Source organism: Plectonema cf. radiosum LEGE 06105, from assembly GCF_015207665.1.
In the GTDB taxonomy this organism is placed as follows: Bacteria; Cyanobacteriota; Cyanobacteriia; order Cyanobacteriales; family Nostocaceae; genus Rivularia; species Rivularia radiosa_A.
Window position 1 is genome coordinate 21,639 of sequence record NZ_JADEWL010000043.1, and the last position, 14,896, is coordinate 36,534.

Consider the following 14,896-nt stretch of genomic DNA (forward strand, 5'->3'; position numbering starts at 1 on the left):
AATTGGTAATTGGTAATTGTTGACAACCGGACATGATATCATGGGAGAATATCAGCTATTTGAGATAAAACAGTAGTGCAATTCCTGCAATTGAAATGAAAACACCTAAAATTGCTCGAATACTGACTTTTTCTCCCATGCAAATCGCAAAGGGTATAATAAAAATTGGGCTAGTTTGTAAAAGAGTAGAAGCAATTCCCACAGATGTAAATTTAATTGCCGTTTGTTGTAACCAAATTCCCAAGTAAGTTCCGCAGAAAGCCGCAAAAATAGTACCTGCGATTACTCGTAAATTGCGAAAATTACTAATTCTAAAGCTGGTTTGCTGTCTACAAGATACCCATATGAGTAGAATTAATATTCCCGCGCTCAGCCTCAACAAAGCTGCCCATAAAGGATTAATATTACTATCTGCAATCGCACTCCGTGAAAGTACGGCACCAATTGCACCAGCTATTGCTGTTAATAACCCAAAACTTATACCGCGTCGAAATTCCGCAGTTGAAATATCTTTGACATCGGTAGTACGTTCTGTTACTACCCAAGCCACACCCAATATTGTTAACAAAATACCACATCCAGCCAAAATATTTAACTTTTCTTCAAGAAAAATCAGTCCAAAAATTGCTGACATTGGGGAAGTTAAAGTTTGCATCAGCAATGTTCGCCGCGCCCCCAAACAGTTTATAGTAATAAAGAATGCTGTATCCCCCAAACTAATACCAATCACACCACTAAGTAGTAACAAAAACATTGGTAAACTCGGAATGGAGGGAAATATTTCCCCAGAAACAACAATAGTCAAAACAAAAAGTGCGATCGCAATTATTCCTTTAACCAGATTTAACTGTAATGGCGGAATACGCGCACCCAAACGAGCATAAACTATAGATGCTATAGCCCACAAACAAGCAGCAGCCAAAGCTGCTATTTCCCCTAAAAAATCTGTCATTACAAATATTAAGAAATATTAAAAAGAGTAAATGACCCTTTTCAATTAGTGAAAATCTTTAATATTTTAATATAAATAGGGTTTTAAATATTAGCACTCTATGAAGCTGTCTGCTAATTTTCTGTGGAACAAAGATTTTGTTCTTTCGATGATTAAATGCTGACTTTTCACAAAGGTTATTTTAGCACTATATACGGTCTATTACTAGTTTTTTATTGAAGAATAAATCCCATATAGATTTTATTCAAGAATTTGTCCGTAGAAAACGCCTAAAACATATCTTTAAAAATCAAAAGTTTCTTTTACAACCTGGAGGAATGCAATGAAATATACTTTCGATATTGTCGGTGTATCTCCAATTTGGCAATTTTTTAATCATCAACAACAAAGCGAAGAAAATCCTCAAAGTCAAGGTATAGAGTACTTGGGAACTCATAAATGTACTCTCGATGCATTTCTAGAAACAGTCGAACCAGTACCCTCAAAATGGGGATGGAATATGGATGAAGTCGTAGATACCGTCATTAAGTTTTGGATGAATAATTCCGAGAGTATTAATTATTGGAAATCTCGTTTAACCGATGCGGGTAAGGATAATGTAATAGTTGCAAGGATAGCGGATATTAAAGCTTTGAAGTCGGAATTTAATTCCTTGTTGGGAGAAGGTTGATATTTGGGTTGACGATAATACCCACAGATTGAAATCTGGGGCTACACAAACAAAGCCCACCTACGTGGGCTAATAATTTAATTTATTTTCAGTTTAAAATTATATTTTTTTTGCGAATTTGGGAAATATAAATACTAAGACTATCAATGATTAGTCTTGATTTTGATTGAGAAAAAATAATTATCAAATTAGGTGCAAATAATTTTTATGCTTATATTTATTGTGACTTTTATAATTTCATCATTAATTTTTGAATATTGTATAAATGAATTTAAAAGACAAATGAAACGTCAAAAATATGGAATAAACCCGATGCTTATTCCAAAAATGGATGAAGTTGATCACATGAAGGGTAAAGAATTTGACGAATTTGTATTAACTCTATTTGAAAATACTGGTTATAGAGTAGAACTAACTCCCAGAAATCAAGGTTATGGTGCTGACTTAATTCTGTACGAAGATAAATTGAAATTCGCAGTACAAGCAAAAAGGTATAAAAATCCTGTTGGTGTGAAAGCTGTTGAAGAAGTCTTAAGAGGAATGAAATATCATAAAACTAACAAAGCAATGGTTATAACTAATAGTACATTTACTATAAGTGCCTATGAACTTGCCCGTTCTAAATCAGTAGTACTATGGGATAGAAAAAAGCTAATTAAATTAATGCGTCGTGCAACAAGAAAAGTATATTATTAGCATTATAAGGTTGTTTTTATCGATTTTATTAAAAATGTAGTGCTATTTTAATAAGGGAGTTGGAATTGCGATCGCAAATTTCCTATTTACAATATTTAAGCCGTAGAAAGTAGCAAGATATACAAAATATCCAAATACAGGTTATTCTTAACACTCGTCAATGTCAAATTATGTCGGGAATATCAGCACGTAACCGTTGCGTAATTCGCCTTTTATAATAAACAATTAATCCCACAAATTAAGTTGAATTTGTTCTATTTTGTTTTCTATTAAAGGTGTCTTTTTACCATTTCCATTTAACTTTTTATCTATAGGTAGTTCTTCTCCACGCAAATTAGCAGCAAAAGCAGCTTCTTCATAAAGTAATCTTTCTTCCATCTGCTGCAAGTGGTATTCTTCAGAATATATTTTCGCTTTGCTACGTTCTGATGCTTTTTTCGCGACTTGGACATCAAAACAAAATTTTTCAATAGATTCACCAGTTTTTTCTACATAATCTCGCAATGTTTTCAAATTAGGAAAACACCCATCTTCTGAAGGTACTTTACTCAGACGACGTAGCGCGACTTGATGATATTTTGCCTCTAATTCTGCTCCTATAAAATATCGTTCATAGTCTTGAGCAACAACAGCCACTGTACCAGAACCCATATATGGGTCAAATACAATATTATTCTTATTAGTAGTAGATAAAATAATTCGGGCAATCATATCTTCTGGAAACTGACACGGATGTATCGTTTGTTCCTCATGATTGTGTTTGACATTCCGAAATAACCAGATATCACCGGGATTTTTACCATCAGGATTACAAGAAAATTCACCCTTACGATTTCCCCGATAGTGTTTTTTATTTTGATATTTTTGCGGAACTCTAATCGCGTCTAAATTAAATATATAATTATCAGATTTAGTAAACCAAAGTAGCGTTTCATGTCGGCAAGAAAACTTTTTTCGAGCATGAAGCCCGTGCTGTCTTGCCCAAATTATGCGATTTTTGGGAATCAACCCGCAAGATTCCAAAATAGGAAAAAACCTAATATCTAAAGGAATCAACATTCCCTTATTGGAAAAAGCACCAATCTGCCAGAATAACGAACCCGTACTTTTAAGAATTCGGCTACACTCGCGCAGTACAACCGTTTGTTGTAAATAAATTTCTAAACCCTGCTTCGCTTCGTATTCCTTACCTAAATTGTAAGGTGGAGAAGAAACAACTAAATCAACAGATTCATCTGGCAAGCTTTTCAGCAGTTTTAGACAATCTCCTAGGAAAATTTCATTTAAAGGGAGTTGGTTGTTATTATCGGTCACTACCACACCTAATTTTAATAATACTTTTGAACTATTAAGATAATTTAATTTATTTTGGGTTGTGGAGCAAGGGGTAGGTTAATTTTTATCAAGTACTTACATATCTTCAGTTTCTAAAGAAGCCAAATATTTGAGAGCTTCTTCTTTAGATAGTCTTTCTTCTCCTTCAACTTCCTTCATCGCCAAGATTAGCACTTTATCTTCAATGGCTTCTACAATACGTTGGTAATCGCTAAAATCTATTACTACTTTACGGATATTACCTTCAGTATCGGTAATAAATTCTTTCGCAAATGGATATTTATCGGCTTGCATGGGTTTAAACGCAATTGATTATATGTGCTTCTATTTTAATGCTTAAATAAATATTTCGGTTTGAGAGAAGGAATATTTTTAGGCATAAACTTTTCTCAATTCGTAAACATCAACATCTGATTTTTGTTCTTCTACTGTTAAAAAGTCATGTAGTTCTGGGATAGGAATAGATACTTGATAAATATTGTCTTCAGCGTTATAAACTTCTTCAAAAGACTCAATTGCTTCTTTTAATTTAGCAATTGCATTCTCTTGATTATCTCCTTGTCCTACAATGCCATTTTCCAAGCATAAAGCTACCCAATAGCCTGCACTTTGTCTTAATATTACTGTGTAAAAGTCCATTGCAATTTATCTGCTGGGGTTGTAATTCAAGTTTAGCTTGGAATATTATGTTGATTTTCGAGAGTTTTGTTCCGGAGGATGTAACCCAGCTTGAACCCAAAAACCTCGCGCACTCTGGATTGAATCATCTTCGGGGTATAGAGAATTTGCTCTTGTGCGTACCTGTTCTTTAGTAACATCATCAATAGTCATTTTTGAGCTACTAAAATTGCATTTATATAAGTAAAAATTTTATCTAGTTCTCCAATTTCTTCAAGTTCTATAATTTCTTCTAGAGTTAATAGATCGGCTTTTTTACGTTCTAATAGCTCTTCCATCCGTGCTTGCAGTTCATCATTAAATTTGAACAAGTTAAAATTATTTATCGTTTCTACTTTGATGCTGGCAAGTTTTGATGAAGGTCTAGCAATTACAGTCGTCATCGGATTAGAGGCAATTTATTATATGTGTTTCTATTTTAATGCTTAAATAAATATTTCTGGAGAACTATCGCAGTTGTTCAAATTCTTCCTCAGTAATACCTAACTGCTTCAAAATTTCATAAAATAACCAATAACCAATTTCAGATTTACCATGAATCGGAATTGTAGTTGCTCGTCCGTCAGGATGTTTCCAACGAGCATGACTACCCTTTTGCCGAACTTTCTCAAACCCAAGTTTTTGAGCAACCCTTTCAAAATCTTTCGCTTTAGCTGGCATTGGCAATTACTAATTCAACATCTTCTGGTAATAAACGTCCTTCTTCAGCATACTCCTCTTGTATCATCTCAAAAACATTAACGAGTTCAGCACGAGCTTCATAATCAGTTTGTCCCCAAGCGTGACAACCGGGAATTGCTGGGACGTAAGCGACAAAGGTATTATTGTCTTCTGGACGGATAACTATTGTGTAGTCTTGTAGAGACTTCATAAGGTTCGCGAAAGTAAGTTTTATCAATAATGTAGCGCGATTTTAGTTGAAGAAGTAGGAGTGCGATACGCGAAGCGTCAAGCCTCCGGCTTATCGCGCTTCTCAAATCACACGCTAGTGGTAATCGTAGGTTGGGTTAGGCACACGATAATACTTGATATGTAACGAATAATTAGTCATGTGCCGTAACCCAACATCGAATATTGTGATTAATCCAATTATTTTGTGTTGGGTTTTGCGATCGCTCTACCCAGCCTAATTGGTTTCAGTTTCTAAAAATAAGTAGCTTCCAACAATCAGCAATAGATAATTTTCGTATACTTGAGTCATCAAAAATATTTTCAGGCAGATACTCTATTTCGCGGTAATCATAAATTTGAAAAGTTCCGAAATGCAATCTACCAATTTTAGGCTCTGTGTCCATGACAATAAATAAATTTAAAAAGCTTTTTACATATTTGATTTTTTCTCTGAATTATTTAATATATTATCTCATATACTTTGCGTCCCTCTGCGTTAACCTCCGCGCTCCTCTGCGTTTAAAAATAAATTATAAGGTGGGCAATACCCACCCTAAATCAACTACTTCCCAGCCCCACTTGGCATTCCCAAAATATCCTCAATCTTCGGCATATCTTCCAAAGCAATCACCCTCCCCTCATCCTCAAAACCTTGAATTTGATCAAAGTTCAAATAACGATACAAATCATCAGCAAAAGGATGAATTTTCTTCGCCACAATATCCATATATTCTTGCACTGAAGGCAATCTTCCTAACAATCCACAAACCGCTGCTAATTCAGCGGAACCAAGGTAAACTTGTGCGCCTTTACCCATACGATTGTTGAAGTTTCTCGTAGATGTGGAAAACACTGTTGCATTATCTTCTACTCTTGCTTGATTACCCATACACAAGCTGCAACCGGGCATTTCTGTCCGCGCATTTGCGCCTTTAAATACTTCGTAAATACCCTCTTCTTGCAATTGCTTTTCATCCATCCGTGTAGGCGGACAAATCCACAATTGAGTAGTAACTTTTCCGGAGTTTTCTAACACTTTGGCAGCAGCACGATAGTGTCCAATATTGGTCATACAAGAACCAATAAACACTTCATCAACTTTATTCCCTACTACTTCCGATAATAATTTTACGTTATCGGGGTCGTTCGGTGCGGCAACTATGGGTTCTTTGATTTCGTTCAAATCAATTTCGATGATTTCTGCATATTCGGCATTTTCATCACCTGACATTAACACCGGATTCGCTAACCATTCTTCCATTTTAGCGACGCGACGCATAATAGTACGAGCATCTTTGTAACCCCGTGCTGCCATATTCTTTAATAAAGCAACATTAGAACGCAGATATTCGGCAACTGTGGATTCGCTTAATTTAATCGTACAACCAGCACAGGAACGTTCGGCGCTAGCATCTGTTAATTCAAACGCTTGTTCGACTTTCAAATCTGGTAAGCCTTCGATTTCCATTATCCTGCCAGCGAAGACATTTTTCTTGTTCTGCTTCTCTACCGTTAACAAACCTTTTTGAATTGCAACGTAAGGTATAGCGTTAACAACGTCTCGTAAAGTAACTCCCGGTTGCAATTCACCTTTAAATCTTACCAAAACCGATTCTGGCATATCCAAAGGCATTACACCCAAAGCTGCTGCAAATGCTACCAAACCAGAACCTGCGGGAAAAGATATTCCCAAGGGAAAACGAGTATGGGAGTCTCCACCTGTACCCACGGTATCGGGTAACAGCATCCGATTTAACCACGAGTGAATAATACCATCACCGGGACGTAAAGCCACACCACCGCGTTGAGCGAAAAAGTCGGGTAATTCTTTGTGAGTTTCTACGTCAACAGGTTTGGGATAAGCTGCGGTGTGACAGAAGCTTTGCATTACCAAGTCAGCGGAGAAACCCAAACAAGCAAGTTCTTTTAATTCATCGCGAGTCATCGGTCCTGTGGTATCCTGAGAACCAACGGTAGTCATCAACGGTTCGCAAGACATACCGGGGAGTACTCCTGGTAATCCGCAAGCTTTCCCGACCATTTTCTGTGCTAATGTAAACCCTTTACCACTATCTTGGGGTGCTTGGGGACGAATAAATAAGCTACTTGGTTCTAAGTTTAATGCTGCGCGGATTTTATCAGTTAGCGCACGTCCGATAAGTAACGGAATTCTACCACCAGCGCGTACTTCATCAAAAATTGTATCGGGTTTTAGCTTAAACCTAGAAATAACTTCGCCATTTTCGTTGGTAATTTCACCTTTGTAAGGATAAATATTAATTACCATACCCGTTTCCATCTTGGTGACATCGCACTCGATGGGTAAAGCTCCCGCATCTTCAGCAGTGTTGAAGAATATCGGCGCGATACTACTGCCTAAAATATATCCTCCCGCACGCTTATTGGGTACGTAAGGGATATCTGTTCCCAAATGCCACAATACCGAATTAATCGCCGATTTACGCGAGGAACCAGTTCCCACTACATCCCCAACATATGCTACAGGATGCCCTTTCTTCTTTAATTGTACAATAGTTGCCAACCCATCAGGCATGGCATTTTCCAACATTGACAGGGCGTGCAAAGGAATATCCGGGCGTGTAGTAGCATGAGTCGCCGGGGATAAGTCGTCTGTGTTGGTTTCGCCAGGAACTTTGAAAACGGTAACGGTAATTTCTTCGGGTACTTGTGGACGAATTGTAAACCATTCCGCTTCTGCCCAAGAATCAACTACCCGTTTAGCGTAAGGGTTGGTTTCAGATAATTCTAAAACATCGTGGAAGGCATCGTAAACCAACAAGGTTTTACTCAAAGCTGTTGCTGCGTAGGCTGCAATCGGTTCCTTACCTTCACCACCCATTACCAAAGGTGTTTCGGAAGAATCGGATAAGGATGTAGTTGGGGTTTGTAACAATTCAATCAAGGACTGAACGTTGTAACCACCCACCATTGTACCCAGTAATTGTACTGCTTCAATGGGTGAAATTAAAGGCGATTCAATCTCTTTTTTAGCAATCCCTGTAAGAAATCCAGCCTTTACATAAGCTGCCGGATCGACTCCGGGTGAAACTCTTTCTCGCAGCAAATACAGTAAATATTCCTCCTCACCTTTCGGTGGATTTTTCAGTAATTCACACAGTTCAGATGTTTCTTTCGCATCTAGCGGTAAGGGAGGAATCCCTAATGCAGTTCTTTCTTGGGCGCGATCGCGATATGATTCAAGCATTTTCATCTCCATAAATACAATTTAATAATTGATAGTTGGATTTGGATATTTATTATTTACTGTACTTTTTTAGATTAACTTTTCTTAAAATTTTTCCGATTCTCCTACGGATAGAATTATTAGTAATATGATGCCTTTTCTGTTTTATAGGATACAAACCATATTGTGACAAAAATCAAAAAATACTTTTTGAGAAACAATTGTAAGTATAGATAGTTACTTTTATCTGTGACGGCAAATTAACTTATGGCATCGTGGTAATAATCGAAACGAACAGACTCATAAAACCGTTTTAGAATTATTATTATCACTTTATAGCCAATGGTGGCAAATTTATCTAATTAGAAATAATTATTATTTATTTGATTTGATTTGATTTGAGTTTTATTGTTTGTTAGTTGAATTGTCAGATGATTGATAATATAAAATATTAATTGAGTATTAAAACTGCCACATACCGTAATCTTGATATATGTCAAAAATTTATACTGTTGAGTTCATCCATCAAGGTAAAACACATACTTTACAGGTACCTGAAGACAGAACAATTCTATCTGTTGCCGATGAAACTGGCTTAGAATTGCCCTCCTCATGTAATGCTGGTGTTTGTACCACCTGTGCTGGTAAAATCCTTAATGGTGGTAGTGTAGACCAAACCGAAGGTATGGGAGTTAGTCCAGATTTACAGAATCAAGGTTTTGTATTGCTTTGTGTTGCTTATCCTCGTTCCGATTTAAAAATTGAAACTGAGCAAGAAGACATTGTTTATCAAAATCAGTTTGGTAAGGTTTAGTTGCTAATTTTTGTGAGTGATTAACTGTTATTGAATGGCAGTTAATCATTTACTGTCAAATAAATTATTAAGTGAATTAAAATGAATGATTACTCATTTTATTAGTGCGGAAATTGATTTCTCAGAAAATATGATTGAATTACACAAGTTTATAGAAGCTGAATTACATAAACATGGAAAACCTTTACGCTGGGCTATTACTGCTGTTGATTTTAAGAAAAGAAAAGTTACTTTAGAAGGGGTTGTGACAAAGCAAAATTAATAATTACATCTTTATTTGAGTAATTTTATCTAATCATCTATCTTGGATGACACTAAAGGCAATAAATCAAGCGATTTGAGAATATATTGATTAGAATATATTAAAAAGACGAAGTAATTAAATACATTCATCAACAAATGGCTTATAGTGACTTAACATTAAGTAAGTTTAAAAATAATTTTGATATTTCTATAGAAGAAGCCGAAGATTTATTTACCAATGTTGAACCTTTAGAAGCCAGCGATAAATTGAAAAGCGACTTGAAGGAGACTGCTGAATTAGCTTTAGCAATTAATACTAAAAAAGCCCGTTCAGAAATGACGCTTAATGTGAATTAAAATTATCCTTTTTTTAAAAGGGTTCTAAAGCCTACTGAAATTCCTGTTGTGAAATTATTAAATTAATAATTAATAACAAATAACAAAGTCAAAGGTTAAAATTACCAATTACGAATTACCCATAACTAAATATAGCAAATTTCAGTTGAGTCCAACAGAGTAAAACCTCACCCCCTTCCCCTCTCCTTAAAAAGGAGAGGGGTGCCCGGAGGGCGGGGTGAGGTAAAATTTGTATTGCACCCAAGTGAAAACCGCTATAAATGCGTCCATATACCGCTATCTTAATTATTCCCACAGGAGTTGGAGCAGCCATCGGGGGTTATGCAGGAGATGCATTACCCGTCGCTAAAGCGATGGCTGAAGTTTGTGATGTTTTGATCACTCATCCCAACGTTCTCAACGGTGCAACGTTGTATTGGAATCTACCGAATGCTTTGTACGTGGAAGGTTATGGTATTGACAAATTTGCTCAAGGATGTTGGGGTTTGCGTCGAGTACATCAAAATAAAATCGGGTTAATTCTCGACAAAGGAATAGAGCCAGATTTACGTTTGAGAAATCTTCAAGCGGCAGATGCAGCTAGAGCAACCCTAGGATTAAACTTAACCGATTATGTTATTACTGATGCCCCATTAAATGTAGAATTACACTCTGCTGCATCTGGTGCAAGTTGGGGAACTATAGGTAATCCAGATAGTTTGCTAAGGGCTGCGGAATTGTTGATAAATAAAGCTGGTGCAGAGGCGATCGCAGTTGTTGCTCGTTTTCCCGATTATGTTGATGAACAAGCAGAGCAAAATTACCGTCAAGGTAAAGGAGTAGATCCAATTGCAGGTGCGGAAGCAGTAATCAGTCATTTAATCGTGAGAGAATTTCAGATTCCTTGCGCTCATTCTCCGACTTTTGATCCACCACCCTTAGATGCAAATTTATCACCACGTTCGGCGGCGGAAGAATTGGGTTATACTTTTTTACCAAGTGTACTTGTAGGTTTGAGTCGCGCACCCCAGTTTACCACCGGGGATTCTAACCAATTTCCTAACAATAGGGATATATGGATCGATCAAGTTGATGCAGTCATTGTACCGGCAAATGCTTGCGGTAGCAGTGCGTTGCTGAATTTAAGCCAAAGGAAATGTCAGATAATTACCGTAGAGGAAAACCAAACACAGATGCAGGTTACTCCTCAAAGCTTGGCAATCAAAACAATATCGGCAAGTTCTTATTTAGAAGCCATCGGAATATTAGCGGCTCACAAAGCCGGAATTAATCCATATGCTTTAAGTTCTACAATATTTTCTTTACAGCCGTTAGTTTAAATGCTAAATGTTAGTTGTTTAATGGTCTTGCCTTCATTCTTAATTAACTGTTCCCTAGCATTAAAATAACTGTGACACAACAGCAAAAAAACGAGCCAGAAATTCCATACTTGACACGTACTCAAGTCCTAATGGCAATGGGATTGACAGCTATTATTTTGTGGATTATAGCCAAATTATGCCTGGAATTTGGCAATTTTTACTTGATGTCTTGGCATTGGAATCAAAAGGAATTTTTGATCGGAGTTGTATTAGGATTAACTATTACCGGCTTAAGTAGTTTAGCTTATCGCTTTTTTCCAGTTTACCGCCGCAGCGCCAATTATTACTTGGAAATTGTACTCAAACCTTTAGCATTACCAGATTTGATTTGGCTGGGGCTATTACCTGGATTGAGTGAAGAATTATTGTTCAGAGGAGTTATGTTACCGGCTTTAGGCTTTAATCACTTAGCCGTAATTGTATCAAGTATTTGCTTTGGCGTTTTACATCTTAGCGGTTCTGGGCAATGGGCTTATGTGATTTGGGCAACTATTGTGGGAATGATTTTGGGGTACAGCGCTCTTTTAACTGGTAATTTATTAGTTCCGATAGTTGCTCATATTGTAACTAATTTAGTTTCTAGTTATTTTTGGAAAATACAGCAGTATAATTGATAATTGAAAATCATAATTCAAAATCTCCTCACATTTATTTTGGATTTTAGATTTTAAGGACAGTATGGTCTTAGGGTCTCCCCAAGTAGAGTAACTGTCCGGGATTTTAGATTGAAGCGCTTACCCTGGATTAATAACTAAAAAAAATCAACGATTAGACCATGATCCGTATTAAATTTAGGATAAATCGTTCATATTTTTAATCTGTGTATTATTAATAGGGTTTCATGAAACTTACCCGACTTCTCTCCCCACAATTAGAAGTCGGGTTTCTGTTAAAAACCCGACTTCTATTACCTATTACCTATTACCTATTACCTATTACCTATTCAAGCAGCAATGTCTGTGTGAGCAAAATTTTCGTTTGAATTGTTGCGTAAAAGTTGTTTGATTTTGGGTGATTGTTTGTTACGGAATTTATCGGGAAAAATCAGTTCGATGGCAACTTTTCCGTGTTCTTCTTCTACGACATTGATTTCAGCAACAAATCTAGTCGGTGGAGTATTTTCACTTTTTAAGTTTAATAGCAAGCCAACCAGCGGTTTCATATTCCGCATTTTTTCTAAATCTTGTTTTCCGAGTAATCTATCATCATTGGATATCGCTTTTTTACTATCTAACTCTAACCGTAATCCGGTTATTCCTAATTCTGTCGCCACTCCACTAAAGAAATGACCATCCCAATAAAGTTGAGCGTGGTTATTAACCTGTTTGCGTATTTTTTTCGTCGTAGTTGGTTTTAGTTCGCGTAAAGAACGAGTTATACTGCTGGCTAAGAAACCGAGAGAAGCAATTGGTTTATCAGCGTTTTCTCGTTTTTGAGAATACCATTCTTTGACATCAGAATACATCACTAAGGCTAAATCATCCATTTGGGTACGGGTGAGATTAATAAAATCCACTCCTAAATGAGTTTCTCTTTCATTTACAGGAGTAACTCGGATAACCCTTGCAGTTACCAAAACACGAGCGTCAAAGTCTCCCATGACCTCAATTTGGACTTCATCTGGTAAATTAGACCATGATTCCAAAGATATTAAAGCACCAGTTTCGGAGATGTTAATAGTTTCTCCCATGATGGTTTGGTCATCGCTAGAAATTACCACCGGAAGCCGTCTTTGTAAACGGTGGGCGGTACGAATTTGTGGTTGTTCAAAGCCGACGAGTAAAGCTGCTGTGAGCAAAATTAAGTTAAAGCCAGACCATAACGTGTTAACTAATACCGCTTCGGAATCTTCTGGACGCAATAACAACCAATAAGGAACCGCTAGCAAGGAACTGATTACTAACACTGTTACTATCACCAAACCGCGCATTGATGTCCAGTCGAAGGTACGTTTGGTAACATTTATCCCTTTATCGGTAACGTTGAATGTACCCATTTTGGGATTAAACAGTGCTAGCAAAGTTACCCAACCCGCTTGGAAAGACATGACAAATTCAAAAATTTCGTTCCAGAAGGAAAAACGGACGTGTTTGTAAATAATATGGTTAGTAGCCAGAGAGAGAATAATATGCGGTAAGGCATATGCTAGAGTTTCTAAACCCAAACCTTGAATGGGATTAATTCCAAATAGTAGGAATAATGTGGGAATGATGGCATATACCAGTCGAGGATAGCCATATAGAAAGTGAGAAGTAGCGCTTAAATAACAGATACGTTGAGCAAAATTGAGATTTAACTTGGAATTAAATAAAGGGTTTTCAATTCTGAGAATCTGAGCCATTCCCCTAGCCCAGCGTACTTGTTGACCTACATAGGCTGAAAAGGTATCTGGTGCTAATCCCGCTACCATAATTTTGTCATAGTAGATTGATTTATAACCTTTGGAATGCAAGCGTAATGCTGTATGACAATCTTCTGTTACAGTTTCTACTGCAATTCCTCCTACTTCTAAAGCGTGGGTTTTACGAATCACCGCAGCCGAACCACAGAAAAAGGCTGCGTTCCAAAAATCATTACCTTTTTGCAGTACTTTATAAAATAGTTCGTTGCCTACGGGAATTTTACCATCGGTAAGTAAGTTACGCTCGAAAGGGTCTGGGTTATAAAACCAGTGGGGTGTTTGCACAAAGGATACTTTAGGGTCATAAAAGAAACCGATTGTATGTAGCAGAAATTGCCGGGATGGTACGTGGTCGCAGTCTAAAATTAAGACTAAATCACCATCAGTTTTATGAAACGCAGTGTTGATATTACCAGCTTTAGCATGGTCGTTGTTATCTCGTCCCATATGAATACAGCCAAGTTCTGCACACATTTGCTGTAATTTTTCTCGTCTTGCTCGGAAAGTTTCTCGACGTGGGTCATTTTCTTGGTATTTTTCTGGACGACCATCATCGAGAACATAAACCTTTTTTTTGCCGGGAGCATAATCGCAAGCCAAAGCTGCTAATGCTGTTTTACGAACAATCTCCACATCTTCGTTGTATGTGGGAATGTAAATATCAACGTTAAACCATTCTTCTTGAGGAATACGAGAGATATCAATCGGTTTACGTTCTTTGATTTTTAAAGTTTGAAAGTATGCTAATACCAAGGAGAAAATTGCATACAATTCTGCTCCGAGTAGGGTTAAACAAGCAATACTATTTATCCATCCGTCAAAGTTAAGTGTATAGCTCAGACGGTAATATAAATACCGCATTGTTGTTACCAGACTCAACCACACCATAAACAGGTGATAATAATCGCTAACTTTTGTGGAAGATTCTTGTTCTTCTGCTCCTAATACTAATTGACCTAGTAGTACGAGAAATACGGCTATTGCTCCTTGTTGCCAAACTTCTAATGGTGTAATAATCAGTGGTATTGAAAATACTATTAGTAGTAAAATTAGCCATTTAAATTGTTTGATTCCTACTTTTTCTAAGGTGCGGTCAAAAAAGCTGGGTGTCAGGTCAATTAGCCATCTGCTTAAGTTAAAATGTTGGCGTTTTTTGGAATTGCGGACTGATGAGGACATGGTAGGTTGATTAATTTGTGATTTTTAATTAAAAGTGATGCAATTACTCTTTTTCCGTTAAAAGATTACTGAAAAAAAAACCGCAGAGACGCAGAGAACGCAAAGGCAAGAGAT

At 36.9% G+C, this 14,896-nt stretch carries 17 protein-coding genes; 7 read left to right on the top strand and 10 right to left on the bottom strand.

Annotation, left to right across the window (positions count from 1 at the left end; genetic code table 11):
* Nucleotides 1-55 precede the first annotated feature (55 nt).
* A complete protein-coding gene (locus IQ247_RS14500; RefSeq protein ID WP_193921091.1) occupies nucleotides 56-952 on the bottom strand; it encodes a DMT family transporter in 897 nt (298 codons plus the stop codon).
* 322 nt (nucleotides 953-1,274) lie between these two features.
* On the opposite strand from IQ247_RS14500, the gene IQ247_RS14505 reads away from it, so the two are divergent.
* Both IQ247_RS14505 and IQ247_RS14510 read left to right on the top strand, forming a co-directional pair.
* Entirely contained in the window at nucleotides 1,275-1,622 is a 348-nt protein-coding gene (locus IQ247_RS14505; RefSeq protein ID WP_193921093.1) for a hypothetical protein, read from the top strand.
* A 282-nt stretch (nucleotides 1,623-1,904) separates the two neighbouring features.
* The gene (locus tag IQ247_RS14510; protein WP_193921094.1) at nucleotides 1,905-2,318 is read left to right on the top strand and encodes a restriction endonuclease; all 414 of its coding nucleotides are present in this window, start codon (nucleotides 1,905-1,907) and stop codon (nucleotides 2,316-2,318) included.
* 225 nt (nucleotides 2,319-2,543) lie between these two features.
* Here IQ247_RS14510 and IQ247_RS14515 read toward each other — a convergent pair whose 3' ends face one another.
* The 8 genes from IQ247_RS14515 to acnB form a co-directional block, all read right to left on the bottom strand.
* Complete coding sequence (locus IQ247_RS14515; protein WP_193921096.1) at nucleotides 2,544-3,632, bottom strand: DNA-methyltransferase; 1,089 nt, start codon at nucleotides 3,630-3,632, stop codon at nucleotides 2,544-2,546.
* 96 nt (nucleotides 3,633-3,728) lie between these two features.
* Complete coding sequence (locus IQ247_RS14520) at nucleotides 3,729-3,947, bottom strand: RelB antitoxin-like protein (RefSeq protein WP_193921098.1); 219 nt, start codon at nucleotides 3,945-3,947, stop codon at nucleotides 3,729-3,731.
* A gap of 78 nt (nucleotides 3,948-4,025) precedes the next feature.
* Nucleotides 4,026-4,292, bottom strand: a complete 267-nt coding sequence (locus IQ247_RS14525) for a type II toxin-antitoxin system HicB family antitoxin (protein ID WP_193921099.1) — start codon at nucleotides 4,290-4,292, stop codon at nucleotides 4,026-4,028.
* Nucleotides 4,293-4,337: 45 nt separating this feature from the next.
* Nucleotides 4,338-4,484, bottom strand: a complete 147-nt coding sequence (locus IQ247_RS14530) for a hypothetical protein (protein WP_193921100.1) — start codon at nucleotides 4,482-4,484, stop codon at nucleotides 4,338-4,340.
* Entirely contained in the window at nucleotides 4,481-4,714 is a 234-nt protein-coding gene (locus IQ247_RS14535) for a hypothetical protein (protein WP_193921101.1), read from the bottom strand. Before IQ247_RS14535 ends, IQ247_RS14530 begins: the two co-directional genes overlap by 4 nt.
* 64 nt (nucleotides 4,715-4,778) lie before the next feature.
* Nucleotides 4,779-4,991, bottom strand: a complete 213-nt coding sequence (locus IQ247_RS14540; RefSeq protein ID WP_193921102.1) for a type II toxin-antitoxin system HicA family toxin — start codon at nucleotides 4,989-4,991, stop codon at nucleotides 4,779-4,781.
* Nucleotides 4,981-5,202 carry a type II toxin-antitoxin system HicB family antitoxin gene (locus IQ247_RS14545; protein WP_193921103.1) on the bottom strand — a complete coding sequence of 74 codons (222 nt, stop codon included), beginning with the start codon at nucleotides 5,200-5,202 and terminating at the stop codon, nucleotides 4,981-4,983. The genes IQ247_RS14540 and IQ247_RS14545 overlap by 11 nt, the downstream gene beginning before the upstream one ends.
* A gap of 582 nt (nucleotides 5,203-5,784) precedes the next feature.
* Nucleotides 5,785-8,448 carry a bifunctional aconitate hydratase 2/2-methylisocitrate dehydratase gene (gene acnB, locus IQ247_RS14550; protein WP_193921104.1) on the bottom strand — a complete coding sequence of 888 codons (2,664 nt, stop codon included), beginning with the start codon at nucleotides 8,446-8,448 and terminating at the stop codon, nucleotides 5,785-5,787.
* Between the two features lie 472 nt (nucleotides 8,449-8,920).
* Between acnB and IQ247_RS14555 the strand changes: the two genes are divergently transcribed.
* From IQ247_RS14555 to IQ247_RS14575, 5 genes are all read left to right on the top strand, one after another.
* Nucleotides 8,921-9,241 (top strand): 2Fe-2S iron-sulfur cluster-binding protein, encoded by a 321-nt coding sequence (locus IQ247_RS14555; RefSeq protein ID WP_193921105.1) that lies wholly within the window; start codon nucleotides 8,921-8,923, stop codon nucleotides 9,239-9,241.
* A gap of 85 nt (nucleotides 9,242-9,326) precedes the next feature.
* Entirely contained in the window at nucleotides 9,327-9,503 is a 177-nt protein-coding gene (locus IQ247_RS14560) for a DUF8621 family protein (protein ID WP_193921107.1), read from the top strand.
* Between the two features lie 137 nt (nucleotides 9,504-9,640).
* Nucleotides 9,641-9,841 carry a hypothetical protein gene (locus IQ247_RS14565; protein ID WP_193921109.1) on the top strand — a complete coding sequence of 67 codons (201 nt, stop codon included), beginning with the start codon at nucleotides 9,641-9,643 and terminating at the stop codon, nucleotides 9,839-9,841.
* Between the two features lie 260 nt (nucleotides 9,842-10,101).
* Entirely contained in the window at nucleotides 10,102-11,160 is a 1,059-nt protein-coding gene (locus IQ247_RS14570; protein ID WP_193921111.1) for a DUF3326 domain-containing protein, read from the top strand.
* A gap of 71 nt (nucleotides 11,161-11,231) precedes the next feature.
* Nucleotides 11,232-11,816 (top strand): CPBP family intramembrane glutamic endopeptidase, encoded by a 585-nt coding sequence (locus IQ247_RS14575; RefSeq protein WP_193921113.1) that lies wholly within the window; start codon nucleotides 11,232-11,234, stop codon nucleotides 11,814-11,816.
* Nucleotides 11,817-12,145: 329 nt separating this feature from the next.
* Here the strand turns inward: IQ247_RS14575 and bcsA are convergent, their stop codons facing one another.
* Entirely contained in the window at nucleotides 12,146-14,782 is a 2,637-nt protein-coding gene (bcsA, locus tag IQ247_RS14580; RefSeq protein ID WP_193921115.1) for a UDP-forming cellulose synthase catalytic subunit, read from the bottom strand.
* Nucleotides 14,783-14,896: the final 114 nt, after the last annotated feature.

Coding starts and splice junctions, on each gene's coding strand:
- IQ247_RS14500 (WP_193921091.1), bottom strand. CDS start 952: ATGACAGATTTTTTAGGGGAAATAGCAGCTTTGGCTGCTGCTTGTTTG.
- IQ247_RS14505 (WP_193921093.1), top strand. CDS start 1,275: ATGAAATATACTTTCGATATTGTCGGTGTATCTCCAATTTGGCAATTT.
- IQ247_RS14510 (WP_193921094.1), top strand. CDS start 1,905: ATGAAACGTCAAAAATATGGAATAAACCCGATGCTTATTCCAAAAATG.
- IQ247_RS14520 (WP_193921098.1), bottom strand. CDS start 3,947: ATGCAAGCCGATAAATATCCATTTGCGAAAGAATTTATTACCGATACT.
- IQ247_RS14525 (WP_193921099.1), bottom strand. CDS start 4,292: ATGGACTTTTACACAGTAATATTAAGACAAAGTGCAGGCTATTGGGTA.
- IQ247_RS14530 (WP_193921100.1), bottom strand. CDS start 4,484: ATGACTATTGATGATGTTACTAAAGAACAGGTACGCACAAGAGCAAAT.
- IQ247_RS14535 (WP_193921101.1), bottom strand. CDS start 4,714: ATGACGACTGTAATTGCTAGACCTTCATCAAAACTTGCCAGCATCAAA.
- IQ247_RS14540 (WP_193921102.1), bottom strand. CDS start 4,991: ATGCCAGCTAAAGCGAAAGATTTTGAAAGGGTTGCTCAAAAACTTGGG.
- IQ247_RS14545 (WP_193921103.1), bottom strand. CDS start 5,202: ATGAAGTCTCTACAAGACTACACAATAGTTATCCGTCCAGAAGACAAT.
- acnB (WP_193921104.1), bottom strand. CDS start 8,448: ATGCTTGAATCATATCGCGATCGCGCCCAAGAAAGAACTGCATTAGGG.
- IQ247_RS14555 (WP_193921105.1), top strand. CDS start 8,921: ATGTCAAAAATTTATACTGTTGAGTTCATCCATCAAGGTAAAACACAT.
- IQ247_RS14560 (WP_193921107.1), top strand. CDS start 9,327: ATGATTACTCATTTTATTAGTGCGGAAATTGATTTCTCAGAAAATATG.
- IQ247_RS14565 (WP_193921109.1), top strand. CDS start 9,641: ATGGCTTATAGTGACTTAACATTAAGTAAGTTTAAAAATAATTTTGAT.
- IQ247_RS14570 (WP_193921111.1), top strand. CDS start 10,102: ATGCGTCCATATACCGCTATCTTAATTATTCCCACAGGAGTTGGAGCA.
- bcsA (WP_193921115.1), bottom strand. CDS start 14,782: ATGTCCTCATCAGTCCGCAATTCCAAAAAACGCCAACATTTTAACTTA.